At 54.7% G+C, this 20,787-nt stretch carries 16 protein-coding genes and 1 tRNA gene; 8 read left to right on the forward strand and 9 right to left on the reverse strand.

What is annotated here, in order from left to right:
• Positions 1 to 86: 86 nt before the first annotated feature.
• From HS105_02900 to HS105_02910, 3 genes are all read left to right on the forward strand, one after another.
• Positions 87 to 1,370, forward strand: a complete 1,284-nt coding sequence (locus HS105_02900) for an Nramp family divalent metal transporter (protein MBE7515549.1) — start codon at positions 87 to 89, stop codon at positions 1,368 to 1,370.
• On the forward strand, positions 1,355 to 2,056 hold the full coding sequence (locus HS105_02905) for a hypothetical protein (protein MBE7515550.1): 702 nt from the start codon (positions 1,355 to 1,357) through the stop codon (positions 2,054 to 2,056). The genes HS105_02900 and HS105_02905 overlap by 16 nt, the downstream gene beginning before the upstream one ends.
• A gap of 88 nt (positions 2,057 to 2,144) precedes the next feature.
• A complete protein-coding gene (locus HS105_02910; GenBank protein ID MBE7515551.1) occupies positions 2,145 to 3,926 on the forward strand; it encodes a hypothetical protein in 1,782 nt (593 codons plus the stop codon).
• A 57-nt stretch (positions 3,927 to 3,983) separates the two neighbouring features.
• Here HS105_02910 and HS105_02915 read toward each other — a convergent pair whose 3' ends face one another.
• From HS105_02915 to HS105_02930, 4 genes are all read right to left on the reverse strand, one after another.
• A complete protein-coding gene (locus tag HS105_02915; GenBank protein ID MBE7515552.1) occupies positions 3,984 to 4,214 on the reverse strand; it encodes a hypothetical protein in 231 nt (76 codons plus the stop codon).
• Between the two features lie 348 nt (positions 4,215 to 4,562).
• Positions 4,563 to 4,844 carry an HU family DNA-binding protein gene (locus tag HS105_02920; protein MBE7515553.1) on the reverse strand — a complete coding sequence of 94 codons (282 nt, stop codon included), beginning with the start codon at positions 4,842 to 4,844 and terminating at the stop codon, positions 4,563 to 4,565.
• 104 nt (positions 4,845 to 4,948) lie between these two features.
• A tRNA-Pro gene (locus tag HS105_02925) sits at positions 4,949 to 5,025 on the reverse strand.
• Positions 5,026 to 5,092: 67 nt separating this feature from the next.
• On the reverse strand, positions 5,093 to 5,686 hold the full coding sequence (locus HS105_02930) for a non-canonical purine NTP pyrophosphatase (protein ID MBE7515554.1): 594 nt from the start codon (positions 5,684 to 5,686) through the stop codon (positions 5,093 to 5,095).
• A gap of 116 nt (positions 5,687 to 5,802) precedes the next feature.
• Here HS105_02930 and HS105_02935 point away from each other — a divergent pair, with 116 nt between their 5' ends.
• The gene (locus HS105_02935; protein ID MBE7515555.1) at positions 5,803 to 7,089 is read left to right on the forward strand and encodes a hypothetical protein; all 1,287 of its coding nucleotides are present in this window, start codon (positions 5,803 to 5,805) and stop codon (positions 7,087 to 7,089) included.
• Positions 7,090 to 7,098: 9 nt separating this feature from the next.
• Here HS105_02935 and HS105_02940 read toward each other — a convergent pair whose 3' ends face one another.
• Both HS105_02940 and HS105_02945 read right to left on the reverse strand, forming a co-directional pair.
• Positions 7,099 to 9,618, reverse strand: a complete 2,520-nt coding sequence (locus HS105_02940; protein MBE7515556.1) for an ABC transporter permease — start codon at positions 9,616 to 9,618, stop codon at positions 7,099 to 7,101.
• Positions 9,615 to 10,310 (reverse strand): ABC transporter ATP-binding protein, encoded by a 696-nt coding sequence (locus tag HS105_02945; GenBank protein MBE7515557.1) that lies wholly within the window; start codon positions 10,308 to 10,310, stop codon positions 9,615 to 9,617. Before HS105_02945 ends, HS105_02940 begins: the two co-directional genes overlap by 4 nt.
• A gap of 61 nt (positions 10,311 to 10,371) precedes the next feature.
• On the opposite strand from HS105_02945, the gene HS105_02950 reads away from it, so the two are divergent.
• Genes HS105_02950 through HS105_02960 form a run of 3 tightly spaced genes read left to right on the forward strand, consistent with a single transcriptional unit; the run spans position 10,372 to position 14,892 of the window.
• Entirely contained in the window at positions 10,372 to 11,106 is a 735-nt protein-coding gene (locus tag HS105_02950) for an arylesterase (protein MBE7515558.1), read from the forward strand.
• Between the two features lie 52 nt (positions 11,107 to 11,158).
• The gene (locus HS105_02955) at positions 11,159 to 12,262 is read left to right on the forward strand and encodes an ABC transporter permease (protein MBE7515559.1); all 1,104 of its coding nucleotides are present in this window, start codon (positions 11,159 to 11,161) and stop codon (positions 12,260 to 12,262) included.
• A 41-nt stretch (positions 12,263 to 12,303) separates the two neighbouring features.
• Positions 12,304 to 14,892, forward strand: a complete 2,589-nt coding sequence (locus HS105_02960; GenBank protein ID MBE7515560.1) for a glycoside hydrolase — start codon at positions 12,304 to 12,306, stop codon at positions 14,890 to 14,892.
• On the opposite strand, the gene HS105_02965 is transcribed toward HS105_02960, so the two are convergent.
• From HS105_02965 to HS105_02975, 3 genes are read right to left on the reverse strand one after another with little or no spacing between them, the layout of a single operon-like run.
• The gene (locus HS105_02965; protein ID MBE7515561.1) at positions 14,885 to 16,567 is read right to left on the reverse strand and encodes a bifunctional transaldolase/phosoglucose isomerase; all 1,683 of its coding nucleotides are present in this window, start codon (positions 16,565 to 16,567) and stop codon (positions 14,885 to 14,887) included. The two genes, HS105_02960 and HS105_02965, sit on opposite strands and share 8 nt — an antisense overlap.
• Before the next feature lie 2 nt (positions 16,568 to 16,569).
• The gene (locus HS105_02970; protein MBE7515562.1) at positions 16,570 to 17,736 is read right to left on the reverse strand and encodes an inositol-3-phosphate synthase; all 1,167 of its coding nucleotides are present in this window, start codon (positions 17,734 to 17,736) and stop codon (positions 16,570 to 16,572) included.
• A 16-nt stretch (positions 17,737 to 17,752) separates the two neighbouring features.
• Positions 17,753 to 19,252, reverse strand: coding sequence for a long-chain-fatty-acid--CoA ligase (locus tag HS105_02975; GenBank protein MBE7515563.1), 1,500 nt, complete (start codon positions 19,250 to 19,252; stop codon positions 17,753 to 17,755).
• A gap of 28 nt (positions 19,253 to 19,280) precedes the next feature.
• On the opposite strand from HS105_02975, the gene HS105_02980 reads away from it, so the two are divergent.
• The gene (locus HS105_02980; GenBank protein ID MBE7515564.1) at positions 19,281 to 20,759 is read left to right on the forward strand and encodes an aldehyde dehydrogenase family protein; all 1,479 of its coding nucleotides are present in this window, start codon (positions 19,281 to 19,283) and stop codon (positions 20,757 to 20,759) included.
• Positions 20,760 to 20,787 lie beyond the last annotated feature (28 nt).

Genomic DNA, 20,787 nt, shown 5'->3' on the forward strand with positions numbered 1-20,787 from the left:
GAGTGCGTCGAAGCCGAGCTTCAGCGCGGTATTTTCGTGCTCAAAGTATTAGTATCTAGCTATGCAGGTTCCGGACGTTGGCAGATATGAATGATGCGAATGACAAGAAGGACGATGGCCGCAAGCACCGGATCGAAAAGCTCGGCCCCGGCTTGATCACTGGCGCCGCTGACGACGATCCGTCGGGAATTTCCACATATTCAACCGCAGGGGCGGCTTACGGCTTCGGATTTCTTTGGACAATGGTCATCAGTGTGCCGCTGATGGTCGCTGTCCAGTTAATGTGCGCGCGAATAGGCCTCGTTACGGGCCGCGGGCTTGGCGGCATACTTCGCAGATATTATTCGCGTAAACTTCTTCTGTTCGCGTGTTCGATCGTCCTCGTCGCCAATACTATCAACATTGCCGCTGATCTGGGCGGAATGGCCGGAGTTGCCGAGTTAGTAACCGGCATCGGCGCATTCTGGTTCATCCCGCTCTTCACCTTGCTTATCTTGGTGATGCTGTTCAAATTCTCATACGCTGCGATCGCAAAGACCTTCAAATGGCTGACGCTCGTGCTTTTTGCATACGTTATCGCCGCCTTTCTCGCCCGTCCCGATTGGAGCGATGTTCTCAGAGCGACCGTAGTGCCGCGTTTATCTTTTACGGGCGATTATCTTATGACCTTTGTCGGGGTTTTCGGGACGACTATATCGCCGTATCTTTTCTTCTGGCAGGCCTCCGAAGAGATAGAAGAGAAAAAGAAAGAAGGCCGTATCGCTGTCGGCCATCGCGTCGGGGCGACAAAAGAAGAACTTGATGATGCGCGTGACGATACTGTGATCGGCATGAGTATATCGAGTTTTGTCGCGTATTTTATAATCCTGACCACGGGAGCAACGCTCTTCCTCAACGGCCAGCATGATATCCAGACGGCTCGGCAGGCGGCGGAAGCGTTACGGCCTCTCGCGGGTGACGGCGCGTATTGGCTGTTCGCTCTCGGGCTGATCGGTACAGGCCTGTTGGGTGTTCCGGTACTTGCCGGCTCTGCGGCATACGCCATAGCCGAATCGGGAGCGTGGCGCGGCGGTATGGATGAAAAGCCGCACAATGCCAAGAAGTTCTATTTTGTCATCACACTTTCGATGACGATAGGTATGTGCCTGAATTATGCGGGACTCGATGCGATAAAGATGCTCTTCTGGTCGGCGGTTCTAAACGGTGTCCTGGCTCCGCCGCTCATCATCATAATCTTGTTCATTTGCAATAATAAAAAGATCATGGGCGGTGAGGTCAACGGAAAATTCCTGAATATCTTCGGCGTACTTGCCGCGGGCGTTATGGGGTTTGCGGCACTTGCAATGTTCTGGGCATGGATCTTCGGCTGATCGCTTTTTGCAGGATGCCGCATTATGAAAAGCAGCAGCAAAGGCAAGCAGACGGTCAAGGTTGTCGCGGTTACGGCCGTTATGCTGTCATTCATATCGTTCTGGCGAGCGGCGGCCTCGCGACCGAAGTGGACCAATTTGGGGTCGAAAATCTGGAGAAAATATCAAATGATGCGGTGCAGATAGCGACCGGCGGCATCCTGTGTCCGGTACGCACGTCGAAGCTGTTATCGAATCTGGACATAGCCCTTGAGCGAGCCCAAGAAAGCCGAAACGCGCTGATCATATTGAATATAAAGCACTTTCGCGGCCCGTTCTCAGGCTATGCCGATGTGCAAAACGCTCATCTGTTCACCAACACCGAGCAGAAGCTTTTTACAAAGGTCGTCGCGCACGCGGAAAGATTTGGCGAACACGCCGATCTTTTGATCGTCCCGGCACTCGATATTTTTCACGGCGTTGCGCGGACCGCGGCAGATCGGCAGGTGAACGAGATCATCCTTGGGCGCTTGGCGACGATCTCTGCGGAAAAGCAGATACAGGGCCTTCGAAGGGTATGGACGTTAATTCCGCACAGGCGGCTCGGTGCGGTCAAAGTGATGGTGGTCGATGAAGGTGCCGTCATTTGTGAAGAAGAGCTGAGCGCGGACCTTTCAAAACGAAACAGGCGTGGAACTTCGTCGTGAGACGGTACGCTGCGTTTCGCATTATGTGTTCCTATCCCTCATTTGTCCGCATCAGTGAACGATGCGAAAATATTGGTCTTTGTTCCTTATGAAGATACGTTGGCGTTACGGCCTGATCGCCGCTCTTTTTCTGGCTGTGTTTTCGTTATATCCGCAGATGAAGATGTTCTATCTCCGGGGCAGCGAGTGGAATGGCAACTATGCCTACAACGACATTGATGAAGTTGCCTACGCATCGTATGTAAGGGCGTTGATCGACGGCCGGCCGCGTAAGAATGACCCGTACACCGGAAAGGATGATTCACCCGAGTCGCCGCAGCCCGAAAGCCTCTTTTCGATCCAATTTGCCGCTCCTTACAGCATTGCATTGCCCGCAAGGCTGCTTGGCATCGGTGCACCGTGGGCGATGACGATCAGCGGAGCGGTGGCTGCATTTCTGACCGCACTCGCAATATTTTGGCTGCTGAGAATGACGGCCGAGGATGACCTGTTCGCGATGGCCGGCACTTTGGTGGTGCTCGCGGGCGGGGCGATATTTGCCGGCGAAGGAGCTATCGGTGAGATACTCCGGACGAGTTACGCATATCCATATTTTCCGGGCTTTCGAAGATACATTCCCGCGATGGCATTTCCGGCGTTCTTTATGTTCGTCGCTGTCATTTGGCAGATGCTCAGAGATCAGAATAAACACCTTCCGCGGATCGTTGTTGCTCTCGCCTGTTTTGCATACTTTGCGTTTTCGTACTTCTATGTGTGGACAGCGGCGGTTGCTTGGCTCGGCATTGCCGGGCTTCTGTGGCTTGGTCTAAGGCCTGAAGGTTGGGTTTCGGCGTTAAAGCGGCTCTTGATCCTCGGTGCCGGCTGCATAATGGTACTCGTTCCGTACGCATATCTTTTATCAAAACGCTCGCACACGATGGACGATGTGCAGATGCTGGTGCGAACACACTCGCCCGACCTTATGCGAGTGCCGGAGTTTATCGGGATCTTCGTGGTTATCGTCACGCTTTCGGCCGGTGTGCTCCGTATCGTTCCGCTGCGCGAAAGGCTGACGTTGTTTACGCTTTCGCTTGCACTCACGCCGCTTATCGTCTTCAATCAGCAAATACTTACGGGGCTTCAGCTTCAGCCGATCCATTATCAGGTCTTTATCGGCAACTACGTCGCGGGCTTGTCGCTGGTAATGATGGTCGGGCTAATTTGGAATACCGCAGCGTCGCGAATCGTCGCCGTGCGAAGGGCCTTGGCGGCGGCCGCAGCGTTGGCGGCCATCGCGTGGGGTTTTGTAGAATGCCATTACACGGTAAAGATCCTGGACGATGTTAATGTCGACCGGGACGAAGCCTTTCCGGTCGCCGCAAGACTCAATGAATTGTCAAAAGGTGCGGACTGGCATCGCGATGTCGTTATGCACTTCGGGATGGCTGAGGCTGACGATCTGCCGACACTGGCACCGCAGCCAGTCCTTTGGGCAAGGCATCAGCACGTATTCGCCGGCGTTACATGGCAGGAGAATAAAGAGCGCTACTATCAGTACTTGTATTATCTTGGCGTTCGCCCTGAGAGCCTTGCGCACGGAATGAAGAATGGCACCGATCTCGTATCGGTGATCGCTCTCTTCGGCTGGGGCAGGCATACAGACCGCCTGAATTCTGAGTATAAACCGCTGACCTACGGCGAGATCGATGCCGAGGCAGGACTTTATGCGAAATATATCGCCAGCTTCGACCCGCACAACGCGTTGCCGCTGACATACGCGATCACCGAAGTGAATTCGATGCAGGATCTGGAAAATATCGACAAGTGGTATGACCGTGATGCAGGTGAGACCTTTGGGCGATACACGCTCTACAAGCTCGACCTCAGATAAAAAAAAGGGCGGATTAAAAAACCGCCCAAGCAAGTACTTCTATAAAAAAAACTAAGACTAAGCTGCCAAGAGATCGTTGGAAGTCTCCGCAAAAACCCTGCGGCCGTTGATGGCGTCGTCTATGATCTCGCGGACTGCTGACGCATCCGGATTCACGTCCATACGGACGCATGCCCGTAAATGCCGAATGATGCCCTCTGTCGCGATCTGTAATGTATCGCCCGTCAACTTCGAAAAACGGCGTGCTTGAATGTGGTCGATCTGCAAGATCCTGTCTTGCAATGTCATCGGTCTAGCTGCTGCCACTTCGTATTCTCCTGATTGATTGATATAAGCCGGCCGCAATTATCGGCAGGCCTTTTGTGATCGGCGAACTGCCTCCGATCACGGTCAAGGCCAAAGAAAAAATAACAGCCTCGACATTAAATAAGTTGAACCGTTCTATGCGCAAGGACGCAAAAAACACCGGTCAACCGACACGTTCAACCTATGCCTTGATGATAACAAAGCGAAGTTCGATTTACAATACTTTTTTTCGAAAAAGGTGAGATTTTTTTCGGCACGGGAAAACGAAAGACCGGAGGGCCGTCAACAAGCCCTGCCGGTCTGACCTGATCTAACCTACAATATGTAGTATTAGCTTACCGCGTCTTTCATTGCCTTACCGACCGTGAACTTGACGGTCGTCTTAGCCGCGATCTTGATGGTTTCGCCTGTCGCCGGGTTGCGTCCCTCACGGGCCTTGCGATGGGTCTTCTTGAGCTTTCCAAAGCCGGGAATGGTGAATTCGCCGTTCTTCTTGACCTCACGAGCCGCGAGTGCCGCGAGAGCTTCGAACATTGCCTTAACGTCCGTCTTCTTGCAGCCGCACGAGTCTGCCAAATTACTGATGATCTCGGTCTGAGTCATACGAGCCATATTAGTTAACTAACCTCCGATTGGGTGATCTGAATAAAATAGTGAATCGGCTGTATGCAAAACTTGCATTCAGTTTTCAAAGACGAGAAGTTCACACAGCACGGTGGTCGGGGCGGCAAGATTCGAACTTGCGGCCTCACGGTCCCAAACCGTGCGCACTACCAGGCTGTGCTACGCCCCGAAATTTTCAACAAATAACGATTCCAAGTGTCGAATTTTAAGATTCAAATCGACGCACGTCAAGTCAATTATGAACAAAAACTGCGTATTTTAGGGAGTATTTTCAAAAAAGCATCCGCACGATGGCTTATCTTCTGCTTCACATCCTCGTCCAGCACGCCGAACGTGTCCTTGAAGCCTGTCGGTATGAAGACAGGATCGTAACCGAATCCGTAAATTCCGACCGGTTTCGGTGCGATCGTTCCTGAGCAAATTCCGGTTTCTTCGGCCATGATCGAACCGTCAGGAGCGGCAACGCACATCGCACATTCGAACTGTGCGGATCGGTCTGCCGCGTCGGTACCAAGCTCGTCAAGAAGCAGGCTCATACGTTCGGCAAATGTGATATCGCCGCCGTAGCGCGCACTCATAACACCGGGGCGGCCGCCGAGAGCCTTCACAGAAAGTCCGGAATCATCTGCAAGCGTTAGTTCTCCGGTTTGGCGGGCATAGCCCACGGCCTTTAGCCGTGCGTTCCCTTGGAATGTGTCCGATGTCTCTTCAACTTCAATGATGGTCGGGAATGTATCGAGGCCGATGATCTCGATCTCCGTGCCGAAGAATTGCCGAAGCTCGGTAAGTTTTCCTTTATTGCCGGTCGCCAACAGTAATCTCTTGAACATGATCGCAGAAACCTATTGCCAAATGTATGCCGAAAACGGTATAAATGATATGGCGCATGATGTGCCGCCTACCTTCCTTTTGCCTCCCCAGATCACGAGAACGAGGGAATTCTATTTTGACCATTATTGCGGAAAAGAGCGAGACGAGCGCGGGCACATTGCCATTGCAGCAGACGGGAGTTGTCGAAGCGGAGCCGCAGGCGCCGAAGGAGCCGGGTGTCTCACCGGCGAAGCGTGCTTTCGATCTCGCGGCTTGGCTGTCCGGCACTGTTGTGTTCCTCGAACAGTCCGTTGAGCCTTCCCGCATGGAGAATGAGTCGGAACGAGCATCGTTCGATCGCGAGCTTCGCGTTGCGCGCTCGGCACTTAGGCGTTGCTCTTATTTATGTTTCGAGTTCGCCTGTGCCGCCCGAGGAGTTTCAGAACTCCGTTTTCCTTCTGTCAACAGCATACGAAAGCTGACCGTGGAATTGCGGCCGCTGATCATCTCTGCGGATGCTCTGATCGGCTCCGGGCCGATAAGCGTCAGCGAATGGAACGGTTGGGCGCAAAATGCTTTGACCATCCTGTATGCCAGCCGCGGCGCTCAGGATCTTCGTGCGTACGCAGATTTGGTCGGCAGCGAATTCCTGCCTGAAAAGCTGCGGGAACTTTTGAACACGAATACTGTGCCGCATGTACGGCTTGATGTGCTGCTTCCGCGCTTCGGCAGGCTCCTTAGGACGCTCGACATCATCGGCGAACTGCTCGAGCGCGATGAGCCGATGAAAGTCGCGATAGTTATCTTTTTGGCGGTGTCCGAGCAGATGAGGCGGCTGATCGCCGAACTCGACAGGCAGCACGCACAAACTAAGGGCGAGGACGACTTTGCTTCAGTGCTCGACAGCGCGTCATATATGGCCTCGCTCGAGCTGAAAAAGGTGATCCAGCACGAACTTGCGGGATACACGGCTATACGCCCCGCTACACGGATCTACGCCCGTACCGAAACATCATATGCCTTGTTGAGCGAGAGTCTGCAGCAGATACTTATGCAGTTCGCAAAGATCGTCGATCCCGCGACAGATCCGTTCGCTCTGTTCCCGAATTTTGAGCTTAAACTAAATCAATCAATACTTCTTCGCGAAGAGCTTCAAATGATCTCCAAACTGGTCCGTGCCGTTGAGACTGAGCCGGAACCGCGCAATATCGAGCGTATGAATACGGCCCTTTCTGCATTCATGGCAAATACTGTACGTTTCCTTTTTTATAAGGATATCGAGACGTTCGAGCGGTTTGTCGAGGAAGTTTCAATCGTGGGCGAGCGCACCGATCTTGTTCCGCTGGTACATCGTTTTGGCGCGTATCTCGAAACACTATTCGGCCAGGTCTCGATGCGCGCGGTACTCGAAGAACGAGTCTGACCTATTTGGTCATTGCGAACGCAGCGTAGCAAGAGGCTTTTTCAGCATTACATCGAAGCTTGAGGCCACTCCAACCGCCACGACGAGAAGTGTGGTTATCGCAATACCGAGCGATGTTCCGAGCCAATCGAATTCCCATTTAATATCCATAAGGAAGCGGCATGCCGCAAAAGACAGGATTGCCGCGAATGCCGCGCCGAGAACTCCCGAAAGCAATCCGAGAATGCCGTATTCTGCCGCTTGGATCAGTGCGAGCGTGCCGACACGAGCGCCCAGCGTTTTCAGAACGGCGCTCTCATAGATTCGCTGCGATCTTGTGAGCGCAACTGAGCCGATAAGGATCAGAATGCCCGAGAGCATCACAAAGCTGCCGACAAATGAGACCGCAATGACGAAGTTCGTGATGAGCCGTTTTACTGCTGTGAGGATGTCATCGACATCGAAGATCTGAACATTCGGAAATTTTGTGAGCAATTCTCGTTGGAGCCGCTGACGGTCGGTCGCCGGCATGTGATGCAGAAGGGTTGCCGCAAAGCTTTGCGGCGCCTTATCGAGTGTGCCCGGTTTGAAAACGAAAATGAATGCCGTGCGTGTCTTTCGAAGGTCGATGTCACGGATGTTGGCCACTCGGGCTGTTATCGTCCGGCCTGATATCTCAAAAGTGATCGAATCGCCTGGCTCGACGTTAAGCCTTTTTGCCATTTCGGCCTCGACCGAGACCTGCGGCTCGTCGTCATCGGTCCACCAGGTACCCGATAAAATGCGCTCATTCTCATCAAGGTCGGTTCGATAGGTCACTGCAAATTCACGACCGATCTGGCCTTGCTGCTGTCTTACCGTCCTTTCTTGAAAGTCGAACGGACGGCCGTTCACAAAGGCGATGCGGGCTCTGACGGTCGGCACGATCTCGGGCTGCTCTGCTGTACGTTCCGCGAGTATCGCAGTAAGCCCCGCGATCTGGCTTTTTTGGATGTCAGCGACGAACAGACTCGGCAAGTGTTGATTATTCGTAAAATCGAACTCGCGGATCATGTTGGTCTCGATCGAACGGACTCCCAAGACGACGAAGGCTCCAAGACCTATGGCAAGGAGAATAACACGGGTCTGATTACCCGGCCGATATAGCGAATTGAAGCCCTGCCGTAGAAAGAATGGGCCGATCGATCGAATTTGCCGCAAGCTCGCGGTCAAAATTGCCGATAGGCCGACGAGCATGATGACCGCAACCGCAAGCCCTGAGAGAAAGACCACCCCGACCCTTAACGACCCGGCTTGCCACACCGCAACGGCCAGCAGAAGGGCTGTCGAAACAAGCCCGATGAGCCACTTCAACGGATCGAGCCGCGACAGCTCGGCGTTGTTATCGTCGCGAAGAAGAAGCCTAGGCTTTATTCCCCTGATCTGCAATAGCGGCAATGCGCTAAAAAGAAGCGAGACGAATGTGCCGAGGGCGATGCCTGAAAGCACTGTCCGCAAGCCGACACCGTAGGTCATTTTTGCCGGCAAGGCATCTGCAAATTCCCACTGAACGAACCACAGCGCAGCCTGTGCGAATACAACTCCGATCAGGCTGCCGATTATTCCGAGTGCGGCCGTTTGCAGCAGATAAACAGTGAGGATGCGTGAACCCGAGGCACCGAGGCACTTAAGCACCGCGATCGATCTGCGGCGCTGCTCGATAAAGGCGCGGGCCACATTGAATACGCCGATACCGCCAAGCACAAGGATCAAAAGGCCTGTGAGGGCCAGATAATTCTCAGTACGCACGAATTGATCGCTCAGGTTCTCCTGCTGTTCGCGGTATGAATTGACCTGAATGGTCGTGCCTTTCAGTACAGAGCGCAGTTCGCTCACAAGCGGTGTCGGATTCTGTGATGTTTCGATAAGCAGGCGACGGCGCACACGACCGTTATTGCGTCGGATACCGGCCTGATCGAACGCCTTTTTTTCGATAAAGACACGCGGCCCGAGTCTAAAACCGCTTGTTCCGCCGGGCTCCTCGTCGATGGTCGCGCGTATCTCGAAATCCGCCTCGCCGATCCGTATCTTGTCGCCGACCTTGACGCCAAGATCATCCAGAAGGACACGAGCTGCAACGGCTCCGCCCGACCCGAGAAGATTCCGGTCAAATGGTGTACCGTCTGACAATTTGAACTCGCCGACCAGCGGGAACGGCGGTTCGATACCTTTGACCTCGACAAACTTGATCCGAGAATTCCCGGCATCGACCGGACGAGCCATCACGGCAGCGGTGATCGCCTCATTCGTGCGGAGGACGATACCCGAAGCGGCGTCGGCACGTTCGATCTTTGCCATTTCGTCGGGCGTGAAGTCGTTCGTTGTCGATAGCTCGATATCGGCGGTCATCAGAGCACGGGCGTCAGTGCCGACGGCCATTGTCAGATTCCGGATCAGCGAGCGAAGAGCAACCACCGAACCGACGCCAAGGGCGATGCAGAGGAAAAAGAACAATAGCCGCCGCCATGACGAGCGGATCTCGCGTCGGGTCAGATTTAGGACAAACCTCATCGTTCGGAATGCGTATCTTTCGCCACGTTCTCGTCAGACAGTACTTTGCCTGCATCCAGCACGACCTGTCTCTGGGCTTGGCCGGCAAGAGCGGCGTCGTGTGTTACAAGGACAAGAGTTACCCTGTTCTCGGCATGCAGCCGCTGCATCAGGTCGAAAATATGGCGGCCGTTCTTCGAGTCGAGGTTGCCGGTGGGTTCATCGGCCAGCAGTATCTTCGGACTGTTCGCGAACGCACGCGCGATCGCGACGCGCTGCTGCTCGCCGCCCGAAAGCTGGTGCGGATAATGATGGCCGCGATCGTCAAGCCCGACGCTCGCCAGCAACATGCGCCCGCGCTCGGCTGCGTTAACATTTCCGGCGATCTCCATCGGAATGAGCACATTCTCATAAGCGGTGAGGCTCGGGATAAGATGAAATGACTGAAAGATAAAGCCGATCGTACGGCTGCGGATGTCGGCGAGGCCGTCCTCGCCAAGCGATGTTATTTCGCTGCCGTCAACGATGATCGTTCCGTTTGACGGAGCATCCAGACCCGCAATAAGGCCGAGGAGCGTCGATTTGCCGCTGCCTGACGCGCCTGTTATTGCGACGAATTGGCCATCCGGAACCGTCAAGGATACATTATCGAGGATGGTCAATTCTTCTGAACCGGATCGTACGGCTTTTGTAACATTTTTTAGTTCGATCATCTTGCAGCTCGCGATCCGTGCATCAAAACGGGGCGACTTCGCGTAATATCAAATATTAAGTATGCCTTTTGTTTGCCGCATCTCAATACCGCTTTGTTTCTTTTTTCTCGCACTTCTTTTGATCGGCTGCGGGCGGCAAAGCCCGCCGGCTGACCCTAACGCAATTGAAAAGAAACCTCTTGCAACGCCTGAGTTAGTATCCGACAGGCCAAAGATCGTCCTTTTCGGCGACAGTCTTACCGCAGGTTTCGGGCTGCTTGAGAAGGAATCGTATCCGTATCTCCTGCAGGAGAAGCTCAAAGCTGCCGGATACAATTACGAGGTCGTCAATGCGGGAGTTTCAGGCGACACTTCGCTTGGCGGAACGGAGCGCATCGATTGGGTACTTGAGATGGACCGTGTCGAGATACTCGTGCTTGAACTTGGGGCGAACGATCTGCTCCGCGGCGTTCCTGTCGATGATATGAAGGCAAATCTCGATGCGATCATAAAAAAGGCAAAGGCGAAGAATGTGCGTATTCTGCTTTGCGGGATGTTCGCGCCGCCAACGATGGGCATCGAGTATCAGCGCTCGTTCATGAAGGCCTTTCCGGACCTTGCGACCGAGAATCGGATCAATTATCTGCCGTTCCTGCTGCAAGGTGTTGCAATGAATAAAGACCTGAACCAAGCCGACGGCATCCACCCCAACGCAGAGGGTGAAAAGATAATGACCGAGAATGTATATCAAGAACTGAAAAAGATGCTTGAACCGCCTGCGCCCTCCGGCTCTGCGACGCCCGCTGCCGCGAAATAGATATGGAAGCGGCTGTTTGGTACACTTGGCATTTGCTTTCGAGCGGCTCGTAATGAATAGCCTTGTCTTTTCAAATATGCTTCACCGCCCGATGCGGACGGTCGTCTCGATCATCGGCATCGGCGTCGGGATATTATTGATCGTATTTACGGTAGGGCTGGCGAACGGAAGCCTCCGTGAGCGTGCTCAGCGTGAGGCGAATGTCGGCGCCGAAATAATGATGCGGGCATCGGGTTCGATTGGGCTTTCCGGTTCGGAATCGCTGCGGCTTCCGCAATCGCTAACGGCTGACGTCGAAAAGGTCGAAGGCGTAAAAAAGGCCATTGCGATCGCTCAAAACACCGTTTCCGTAACCGACTCAACGACGGGGTCAAGACTTGTTGACGGTGTGAACTTTGATGAATATGCAGAGGTTGCCGGCCTCGATGTTATAAAAGGCCGCGGGCTCGGACCGTCAGGCGATGAGATGATCTGCGACAGCGCGTGGATGGCGCAAAAGAAGCTGAACGTCGGCGATCAGATCCCGCTCTACGACCGCTCGTTCACGCTTGTCGGCATTTATGAGCCGGCCGCCGGAGCGAGGATAAAGATACCACTTGAGACGATGCAAAAGCAGCTCGGCGGCGAAGGCAAAGCAAGCGCGATCTTGGTCAAGATCACGCCCGGTGCTGACGAGAATATTGTGGCCGAAAGGCTGCAAGGGAAGTTCCCCGACGATCAGATCATTCTTACAAGTCAGATCGAAGAGCTTTATATGCAGAGCGTTCCGGCTTTGAATGTCTTCCTCAACGTTGTCATCGGCGTTGCCGGGGCCATCAGTGCGCTTATCATACTGCTTACAATGTACACTACGGTCACGGAACGCACGCGGCAGATCGGCGTACTGAAATCTCTCGGGATGTCGAACCTCAGCGTGGCGTGGACGATCATAAAGGAGGCGATGCTTATCAGCATCGGCGGCGTCATTTTCGGGCTTGTCGGCACGTTCCTTTTAACTGCCGCTCTTGAGCGCTGGACAACGCTTACAGTGCAGATCGAGCCGCGGCTTGTGGGCGGCATTCTCGTCGTCGGCATCATCAGCGGCATCATCGGCGCTCTTTATCCCGGAATGCGCGCCGCCAAACTCGACCCTGTCGAGGCACTAAATTATGAGTAATTGATTGGAATTTCGGGCCTTTTTGACCTATACAGACAAATATGAGGAAAGCGATCCGGCGGTGTCTAGCACTCTCGTTCATATTCTGTATCTTCTCGACGGCAGTTCCCGCGCAGAAACGCTTCTATATCGGTCCCGACGATCACACCGATTATTTTTGGCTCGCCGATGACATCACCTATCGCCAGGCATTTCTGACGATGATCGATTATTACCTCGATAAGATGGACGCGACGCAGTCTAACCCTTCCGATCGGCAGATGCGTTGGAATTGCGACGGCAGCCTTTGGATGTGGGAGTACGAGAAGAATCGTTCAGCGGCCCAATTTGAGCGGATGATGTCGCGGCTGCGTGACGGGCACATGAGCGTCAACCTGAATGCACTCGCCTTGGTGCAGGGCGGCTCGCCGACCGAAGCGGTGCTTCGCGGTATGTACTATCCGGGCCTGATCGAGCGCCGTCATAACGTAAAATTCCCGCTCGCGATCGCTATGGAGAATCAGACGCTGCCCTACGGCCTGCCGTCGCTTTGGGCCGGTTCCGGTGCAAAGTATTCATGGAAAGGAGTTTGCGGCTGTGCAACAGCCGTAGCGGACTTGAACGACCGTGACCGAGAGATCTATTACGCCGGCGGGCGCGACGGCAGCCGCGTGCTGATGAAATGGAACTCACTCTTTAGCGGCAACACGAACATAGGCGGCTACGCCGAGGCATTCGACCCGCTGGCCTCGATCCAATTTGCGGATTCGAATCCAACGTTCCGATCAAAATATCCATTTCCGGTGATCGGCGCATTCGGGCGCGGACACGACGACCTTCAGTATTTGAGTGATGAATTCGTAGATGTCGCGCAGCAGAACACCACGCCGGATCGAAGGATCATCGTTTCGGATCAGGTGGATTTCTTCCGTGATTTTGAGGCGGCGTACGGCCCGCAGCTCGAAACGTATGCGGCTGCGTACGGCAATGAGTGGGACGTGCTTACGGCCTCGATGGCCGAGGTAACGAGCCGCTTGCGGCGCGCAGTCGAAAAGCTGCGAACAGCCGAAGCAATGGCGACGCTCGTTTCGATGAACGACCCGAGTTTTATGACCGCGCGTGCCGCTCAGCGTGATAAGGCCATGCTCGATATGGGCCTGTATTTTGAGCACGATTGGACGGCTGACGGCCCCGTGTCGGCTTCTGCTCGAGCCGCATGGAGCAAACGCGTCGAGGCTGAGGTGACGGATTATGTCGAAGGCCTTTCAATGGATGCCGCCCGGCGATTGGGCGAGCAGATCTCGCGCTCCGGCCAATACCGGCGATTTGCTGTCTTCAATCCGCTGAGCTGGCAGCGCAGCGATGTCGTAGAAATACCGCATCGCGGCAATTACAAGGTCCGCATCGTCGATGTCTCGACCGGTGCCGAAGTGCCGTCGCAGCCGGTGAGGACGGGCAACAGCCAAACCATCAGGCTTCTCGCATCGAATATTCCGCCGGTCGGATATAAGGTTTACGAGATACGCGAGGGCGCCGCCGGTCAATTTGCAGGCGGCCCTGCGGGATCGGGTACGACGATCGAGAATGAGCGCTACAAACTGACCCTTGCGGGTGACGGCTCGATCACAAGCCTTATCGACAAGACACGCAGCGATCGCGAATTCGCCCGCAATATCGGCGGGCGCGTCATCAATGACCTTGGCGGCGACCGCTCAGGGAACGTCGTTATCGAAAACTCCGGCCCTGTGAGTATCACGCTGCGCGCGATTTCGGCCAGCCCTGTTGCGCACACGACCCGTGTAACGCTCTATCGCGATTTAGACCGTATCGATATCAAGAACGAGATAACGGCAAATTTCAGTGATACAAAGACTTGGGGCTTTTCATTCGATCTTAACTCGCCCGACGTATGGCACGAAGAGGTCGGAGCCGTTATTCGTGCAAAGTTGATGAGTGCCGGCGGCCATTACAGCCCGAAGAATGCAAGGTATGATTGGCTGACGATGAACCATTTCGCGGATATGACGAGCGGTCAGTCGAATGTCGGCATCACTGTCTCGAATTGGGACGACTCGTTCATGAAGCTAGGCTCCAGCACGGCATCATCACTCGACACCTCGACGCCGCAGATCAACGTGCTTGCCGGCGGTCGTGTTGACGGCCCCGGACTCGGCATCCCGAATCAGAATGGCGACCGCTATTTTATGCAGCGATTCGCACTTCGGACACACGGTTCATTCGATCAGTTGTCGGCGATGCAGTTCTCGCTCGAACATCAGAACCCGCTTGTTCCGGTGATGATAGACGGCCTTGATACGCGCACACGGCCGTATCCGGCGGAAAGTTTCTCATTCGTTACCATTTCGGATCCGAACGTGATCCTTTGGGCCTTGAAGCCTGCGGAGGACGGCATCGGACGGGGCGTTGTTGCGCGGGTTTGGAATCAGGCGGCCATGCCGCGATGGTACACGATCGAGCTTGACCGATCTATCGCATCGGCTGAACGGCTTACGCATATCGAGACAACGATCGGCCCCGCCGATGTTGAATATGGACAACTATCGGCAACCGCACAGCAGCAGCAGATTCAGACACATCTCTTGAAATTTGCGGCACAGTTGAACAGGCCGCCCGAAACGTCAGCTAAATAATGGATTCGATCTTTCTAAGGCCGCCCGAAACATCCTTGCCGAGATGTATCCGCAATGCACGCCTTCCGCGGTCGATCAGCACTTGCAGGTCGCCGCGGGCCTGTGCCGCACGCACCACGCCGAACGTATATTTCTGACCGGGAACGGTAAGGTCGATCGGGTCGTCAGCAGTGATCTGAAGAAAGACGCCTGTATTCGGGCCGCCCTTGTACGCCTGCCCTGTCGAATGAAGGAAACGCGGGCCAAAGCCCAGGCATGTCGCAGCACGCGTCTCGCGCAAGACCTTCTGCCGGATCGCTTGCAGAATGGCCTCATGAGACGCGTTCATCTCGATAAATGCGAGCAGCGCAAAGTAATCATTCGCTCCGATCTTATCTATATGCGCGGCGACCAGCGAGGCAAGCGTAGGTTCAGTGACCGCAGCAGCGAGTTCGCCGCCGTATTCCTTGCTCGCGAACATCTTCACGCCCTCACTTTCAAAGAACGGTGTCTCATCCGGCAATTTACCTTCCTTTTCGTACTCATCCGTTAATTTCCGCGCCTCGACCTTAGCAGCTTCGACATCGGGCTGATCAAAGGTGTTGATCTTCATAAGCGAACCTGCGGTTGCCGTCGCGAATTCCCATCGGAAGAACTCTTGTCCGAGCGTCGAAATGTCGTCCATATCGATAAGCACGGCCGGATGCCCTGCAGCTGTTACGGCCGTGAACTGAGCCTTTATTGCATCGTCATTATTGACACTAATAAATGCGAATACTCGATCGCTTCCGTATTCCTTCTGCCCGGGTTCGCGGTCCACGGGAATGATCGCAACGCCGCGTTTGCCGGTCGATTCTGCGATGAGTTGTTCGAGCCATGCGCCTAGATCGTAGATCTCAGGCGAGGGAAAGAACGTCAGTTTGTCGCGGCCCAATATATGGCATGTGCCAAGAATGACGCCGAGCAAGGCTCCGGGATTTTCTGCGAGGCTTTCAGCGCGGCATGCAGCGGTCATCGGTGCGGTGTTTGAAAGGAACTTGGCAACGTCAATGCCCATCGCAGCCGCGGCCGTCATACCGAATGCCGAAAGTGCAGAGAAACGTCCGCCGATCTCGGGGTCGCCGTAAAAGATATGCCGGAAGCCGTCGGCCTTAGCCGCTTTTTCCATAGATGATCCCGGGTCTGTCACCGCAACGAACTGCCGGCCCGCATTCTCCTTACCGACGATCGTCGATACGCGGTCAAAGAAATATTGCTTAAAGCAATTCGGCTCTAGCGTTGAGCCTGATTTGCTGGCAACAATGAAGAGCGTTTTTGCCGGGTCGAGCCGGTCTTCCACCGCCTTTATCTGTGCGGGCGAGGTCGAATCGAGTATGTGAAAGCGCGTTTTACCAAAGGTAACGCCAAGAACTTCGGGGCAAAGTGATGAGCCGCCCATTCCCATCAAGAGCACGTCGGTGAACCCCGAGCTTTCGACATCAGCCCTTAATGCGGCGTAGCGTGCGGCGTCTGCGGCGATCCTTTCGGCGATATCGAGCCAACCGAGCCATTTGGCCTCATCGCTGCCGGTCCACAGCGTTGCGTCCTTTGCCCAGATCCGCGAGGTGCCGTTGTTCTGCTGCCAAGCGGCGGCATTTTCGTCAAAAATTCTCTGGATGGATGAAGGTAGCGAATATTGAAGTGAATTAACAGACATGATCATTTCCTAAGCCAGTCAAGCAGCATTTGCTCTTGAGTGTGAAAAGCGTGTTCGGGACTGCCTGATACGGTCATCGGCAGTTTGAAAAACACTGAGAGTTGCTCCTGTATGCCCTTTCGGCCCTGTGTGTGAGCAAGGTCGAGACACCGTGCGATCTCGATGGCGAGCGGGGCGGCAAGAATCGAATCCTTACACAAAAAATTTACCTTTATTTGCATCTGCTGACCGAGAAAGCCGCTGATGTCGATATTATCCCAAGCTTCTTTGTTATCACCGCGCGGCCTGTAATAGCGAATATCAACAATATGATCCTCGACGTCATAGCCAAGTATTTCGTCAAGGACGCTGCTCTTTGTCATCAGCTTTGAGGCGAGAGATCCCTCGTTCGAGAGCGCAAGCCCGTCGCGGTTGCCGAGGATATTGGTCGAATACCAGCCGTCAACGCGAAGTGCGCGGCTTCGGAGAGCCGGAGCGAGAACCGTCTTAATAAAGGTCTGGCCCGTCTTGCCGTCCTTTCCCGCGATCGGCACACCGCGTAACTCGGCAAACTCGATAAGCGCAGGAATGTCAGCGGCGGCCGATGGTGTGAAGTTGCCGTAAGGAACACCTTCGGCGATCGAAGCGTACGCGTAGAGCATCGCAGGAGAGATGTTTTCGGAGTTCGAGTCGAGAGCGGCGTCGAACGCCTTGAGCGATGAGAACGCTTCGGTGTAGCCGCTCGCAAGCTTTTCGGTCGAAGCAAGATTGATGACAACGACCGAATCACATCGCGAGCGAAATTCGCTGATGTTTGTACGCAGTCGCTCGATCACCAAGCGATGCGTATGGTCTGTAAGCCGGTGCGAGCCTTCGATATTCGCCAAGAACCGTACATCACCGACAGCCGGCCAAGGCGTGATCGCCTTGAGTGCGGCTTCTGCATTTACGAACTGTTTGTGCGAGAGAACTTCGTGATCTGCAGCTGCCGCGGCAAGATCGGCGGCAAATAGATCCCAGCCTGCAATGACTATGTCATCGTACGCTGCCATATCGTCGGCTTCGATATCCGCGAGCGGCAGGCCCGTGCGGTCGATCGCACCTTGGCGAAGTAATTCAACCCCGGCGGCCATGGTCGTCCCGACCGCTCCACCGACCCCGACGATCGCAATGCCAAGCTTCTTACCCATACCAGAAACTTAAATTTTACATCTTTGAAAATAGTTGTGCGAGTTCGCGTTTTAGAAGCTTGCCGGTCGGCCCTTTCGGGATCTCAGTGAGGAAGCGTACCGTTTTCGGGCACTTGTAGTCGGCAAGATGCTCTTTGCAAAAAGCGATCAGTTCGTCCTCATCAGCTTCTGTTCCGGGCCTTAATACGACGAATGCGGCCACTTCCTCGCCGTAAAGCTCATCGGGGACGCCGATCACTGCCGCCGCGGCTACCGCTGGGTGCGTATAAAGCAGATCGTCGATCTCGCGCGGATATATGTTCTCACCGCCGCGGATTATCATATCGGACTTGCGGTCGGCGATGTGATAGAAGCCGTCGCTGTCGCGGTAGCCGATATCGCCCGTATGGAACCAGCCGTTCGCAAACGCCTTTGCGGTCGCTTCCGGATTCTTGAAGTACGCTTTACAGATATTCGGGCCGCGAAGCACGATCTCGCCTAACTCATTGTCAGGCAATGCGTTATCGTTCGCATCAAAGACCGCCATTTCATTGCCTATCGGCTGTCCGCATGAGCCGGGCCGGCGCTTTTCGCTTGGCGGATTAAAGGTCGAGCGGCAGGTCGATTCTGAAAGGCCGTAGCCTTCGATCACAAGGCAGCCGAAGGCTTCCTCAAAGCGGCGCAGCACTTCCGCAGGCACCGGAGCTGATCCGCACATCGCAAATCTGAGATGCTCGAACCTGCGTTGCGCGGTGTCATCGGCACGATTCAGCAGCATCGACAGCATTGTGGCGACGCTGCCGAAGCTTGTAACTTTGTACCTTTCAATTATCTCCCAGAAGCGGGACGCCGAGAACTTCGGGCTTACGATGGTCATCCCGCCCGCATAAAGTGCGGTCATCGTCGTTACCGAAACAGCGTTCATATGAAAGAGCGGCATCAGCGTAAGCAGGCGGTCTTCGGGGCCGAAACCCATCCAGTCGGTTATCTGACGAGCATTTGCCAATAGATTGCCGTGCGTCAAAAGGCAGCCTTTCGGCTTGCCCGTGGTGCCCGATGTGTAAATGATGATCGCCTCGTCATCGTTATCCAGCTCGGTTTCGGCAAGTTCGGATGAGAAGCCTCCGGCCGCGGCCTCGACACTGTCGAAAACAACAACGGGCGGTTTTTCTATCTGCGCGACTGTGTCGCTGTACTCGGAATTTAGAAGCAGCAGCCTTGCCTCGGAGTTTCCGATGACCCATTCGATCTCTTCGCTTTTTAGCAGGGAATTGACGGGGCCGGCCAATGCGCCGATCTTCCAGCATGCAAAATACGCAATGATGTATTCGGCAGAATTCGGCATCAGCAGGCTGACGACATCACCTTTGCAGATGCCGTGCGAAAGGAGTAAATTCGCAGTACGGTTGACGGCTTTGTTAAATGCGGCGTATGACCACTCGCGGCTGTCGGCCTCAGAGATGAGAAAGACCTTCTCGTCGTACTCGGACGAGCGGCTTTCGAGCAGTTCGCGGACGCTTGTAAAAGGCTCTGACATAAGGCAAATAATAAAGTAACATAAAATTATGACGACGTATCGCAGCTACATTGCAGGAAGATGGATCGACTCAACATCCGGTAAGACCTTGCCAAATATCAATCCGGCAGACACCAACGACATTATCGGGCATGCCCAGATGTGCACGCGCGAGGAAGCCCGCGCGGCCATCGAGGCGGCTTACGACGCGTTCAAGTCGTGGAGGAAGGTTCCGGCCCCGACACGCGGCCGTATGCTTACCCTCATGGCACGTGCGATGGAGGAGCGAAAGGAAGAGCTTGCTCAATTGTTGACGCACGAAGAAGGCAAGACCATTGCCGAGGCACGAGGCGAGGTGCAGCGTGCAACCAATGTTGTCGAATTCTGCGCCGGCGAGGCGCGCCGCTTTACGGGCGAGACACTGCCGAGCGAGCTGCCCAACAACTGGGCATATACGATCAAGGAGCCGCACGGTGTCGTCGGGCTGATCACGCCGTGGAATTTCCCGATCGCGATACCTGTGTGGAAGATCGCACCGGCACTTGCCGCGGGCAATACGGTCGTCTTCAAGCCTGCGTCAAATACTCCGTCAACCGCAGTGCGGCTTGTCGAGATGTTCATCGAAGCCGGTGTGCCGGAAGGCGTACTCAACCTTGTCATCGGTTCGGGAAGCGTTGCGGGCGATGAGATCGTAAATCATCCTGCGGTACGGGCCGTTTCGTTCACGGGTTCGAGCGAGATCGGCTTCAAATTGTATCAGCAGGTCGCAAAACGCGGCATTCCCTTCCAAGCCGAGATGGGCGGAAAGAACCCTGTCGTTGTGCTCGAGGATTGCGATATCGACCTTGCTGTTGAACATACCGCGTCGGGGGCATTCGGCTCGACCGGTCAGCGCTGTACGGCAACATCACGAGCTGTCGTTGTTGATAAGATCGCCGACGCTTTCGTCAGCAAGATCGTCGAACGTGCCAAGGCATACAAACTTGGCTCAGGAATGGATCCCGCAACGGACATCGGGCCGTCAGTTGACAAAGCCCAGTTCAATACGGTGCTTCGATATATGGATATCGGCAAAGAGGACGGAGCAACGCTGCTTTGCGGCGGCAAGCGTGCCGAGGGCGAAGGGCTTGAGAACGGCTACTTTGTCGAACCGACCGTTTTTGACCACGTAACGCCCGATATGCGGATCGCTCGCGAAGAGATATTCGGGCCGGTTCTTTCGGTCCTGCGCGTCAAAGACCTCGATCAGGCAATGGAGGTCGCGAACGACTGCGAGTACGGCCTTTCGTCAGCCGTCTTTTCGAATGACTACAACGACATCACACGGTTCGTCAACGAGATCGAAAGCGGAATGACCCACGTCAATTCGCCGACCACCGGCGGCGAGGCCCATATACCGTTCGGCGGCATCAAAGCAACGGGCATCGGTGCACGCGAGCAAGGTTCGACCTCGCTCGATTTCTATTCGGAGCTGAAGGTGGTTTACGTCGATGCGACCGGCAGAAAACGGGAGGGCAATTTATATTGACCGCTATTCATTTCCGTGTAAAATTAAC

The organism is Chloracidobacterium sp. (assembly GCA_015075585.1).
In the GTDB taxonomy this organism is placed as follows: Bacteria; Acidobacteriota; Blastocatellia; order Pyrinomonadales; family Pyrinomonadaceae; genus OLB17.

What these genes read in the sequence shown, in the direction of transcription:
- HS105_02900 (MBE7515549.1), top strand. Translation starts at nt 87, where the DNA reads ATGAATGATGCGAATGACAAGAAGGACGATGGCCGCAAGCACCGGATC.
- HS105_02905 (MBE7515550.1), top strand. Translation starts at nt 1,355, where the DNA reads ATGGATCTTCGGCTGATCGCTTTTTGCAGGATGCCGCATTATGAAAAG.
- HS105_02910 (MBE7515551.1), top strand. Translation starts at nt 2,145, where the DNA reads ATGAAGATACGTTGGCGTTACGGCCTGATCGCCGCTCTTTTTCTGGCT.
- HS105_02915 (MBE7515552.1), bottom strand. Translation starts at nt 4,214, where the DNA reads ATGACATTGCAAGACAGGATCTTGCAGATCGACCACATTCAAGCACGC.
- HS105_02920 (MBE7515553.1), bottom strand. Translation starts at nt 4,844, where the DNA reads ATGGCTCGTATGACTCAGACCGAGATCATCAGTAATTTGGCAGACTCG.
- HS105_02930 (MBE7515554.1), bottom strand. Translation starts at nt 5,686, where the DNA reads ATGTTCAAGAGATTACTGTTGGCGACCGGCAATAAAGGAAAACTTACC.
- HS105_02940 (MBE7515556.1), bottom strand. Translation starts at nt 9,618, where the DNA reads ATGAGGTTTGTCCTAAATCTGACCCGACGCGAGATCCGCTCGTCATGG.
- HS105_02945 (MBE7515557.1), bottom strand. Translation starts at nt 10,310, where the DNA reads ATGATCGAACTAAAAAATGTTACAAAAGCCGTACGATCCGGTTCAGAA.
- HS105_02950 (MBE7515558.1), top strand. Translation starts at nt 10,372, where the DNA reads ATGCCTTTTGTTTGCCGCATCTCAATACCGCTTTGTTTCTTTTTTCTC.
- HS105_02955 (MBE7515559.1), top strand. Translation starts at nt 11,159, where the DNA reads ATGAATAGCCTTGTCTTTTCAAATATGCTTCACCGCCCGATGCGGACG.
- HS105_02960 (MBE7515560.1), top strand. Translation starts at nt 12,304, where the DNA reads ATGAGGAAAGCGATCCGGCGGTGTCTAGCACTCTCGTTCATATTCTGT.
- HS105_02965 (MBE7515561.1), bottom strand. Translation starts at nt 16,567, where the DNA reads ATGTCTGTTAATTCACTTCAATATTCGCTACCTTCATCCATCCAGAGA.
- HS105_02970 (MBE7515562.1), bottom strand. Translation starts at nt 17,736, where the DNA reads ATGGGTAAGAAGCTTGGCATTGCGATCGTCGGGGTCGGTGGAGCGGTC.
- HS105_02975 (MBE7515563.1), bottom strand. Translation starts at nt 19,252, where the DNA reads ATGTCAGAGCCTTTTACAAGCGTCCGCGAACTGCTCGAAAGCCGCTCG.
- HS105_02980 (MBE7515564.1), top strand. Translation starts at nt 19,281, where the DNA reads ATGACGACGTATCGCAGCTACATTGCAGGAAGATGGATCGACTCAACA.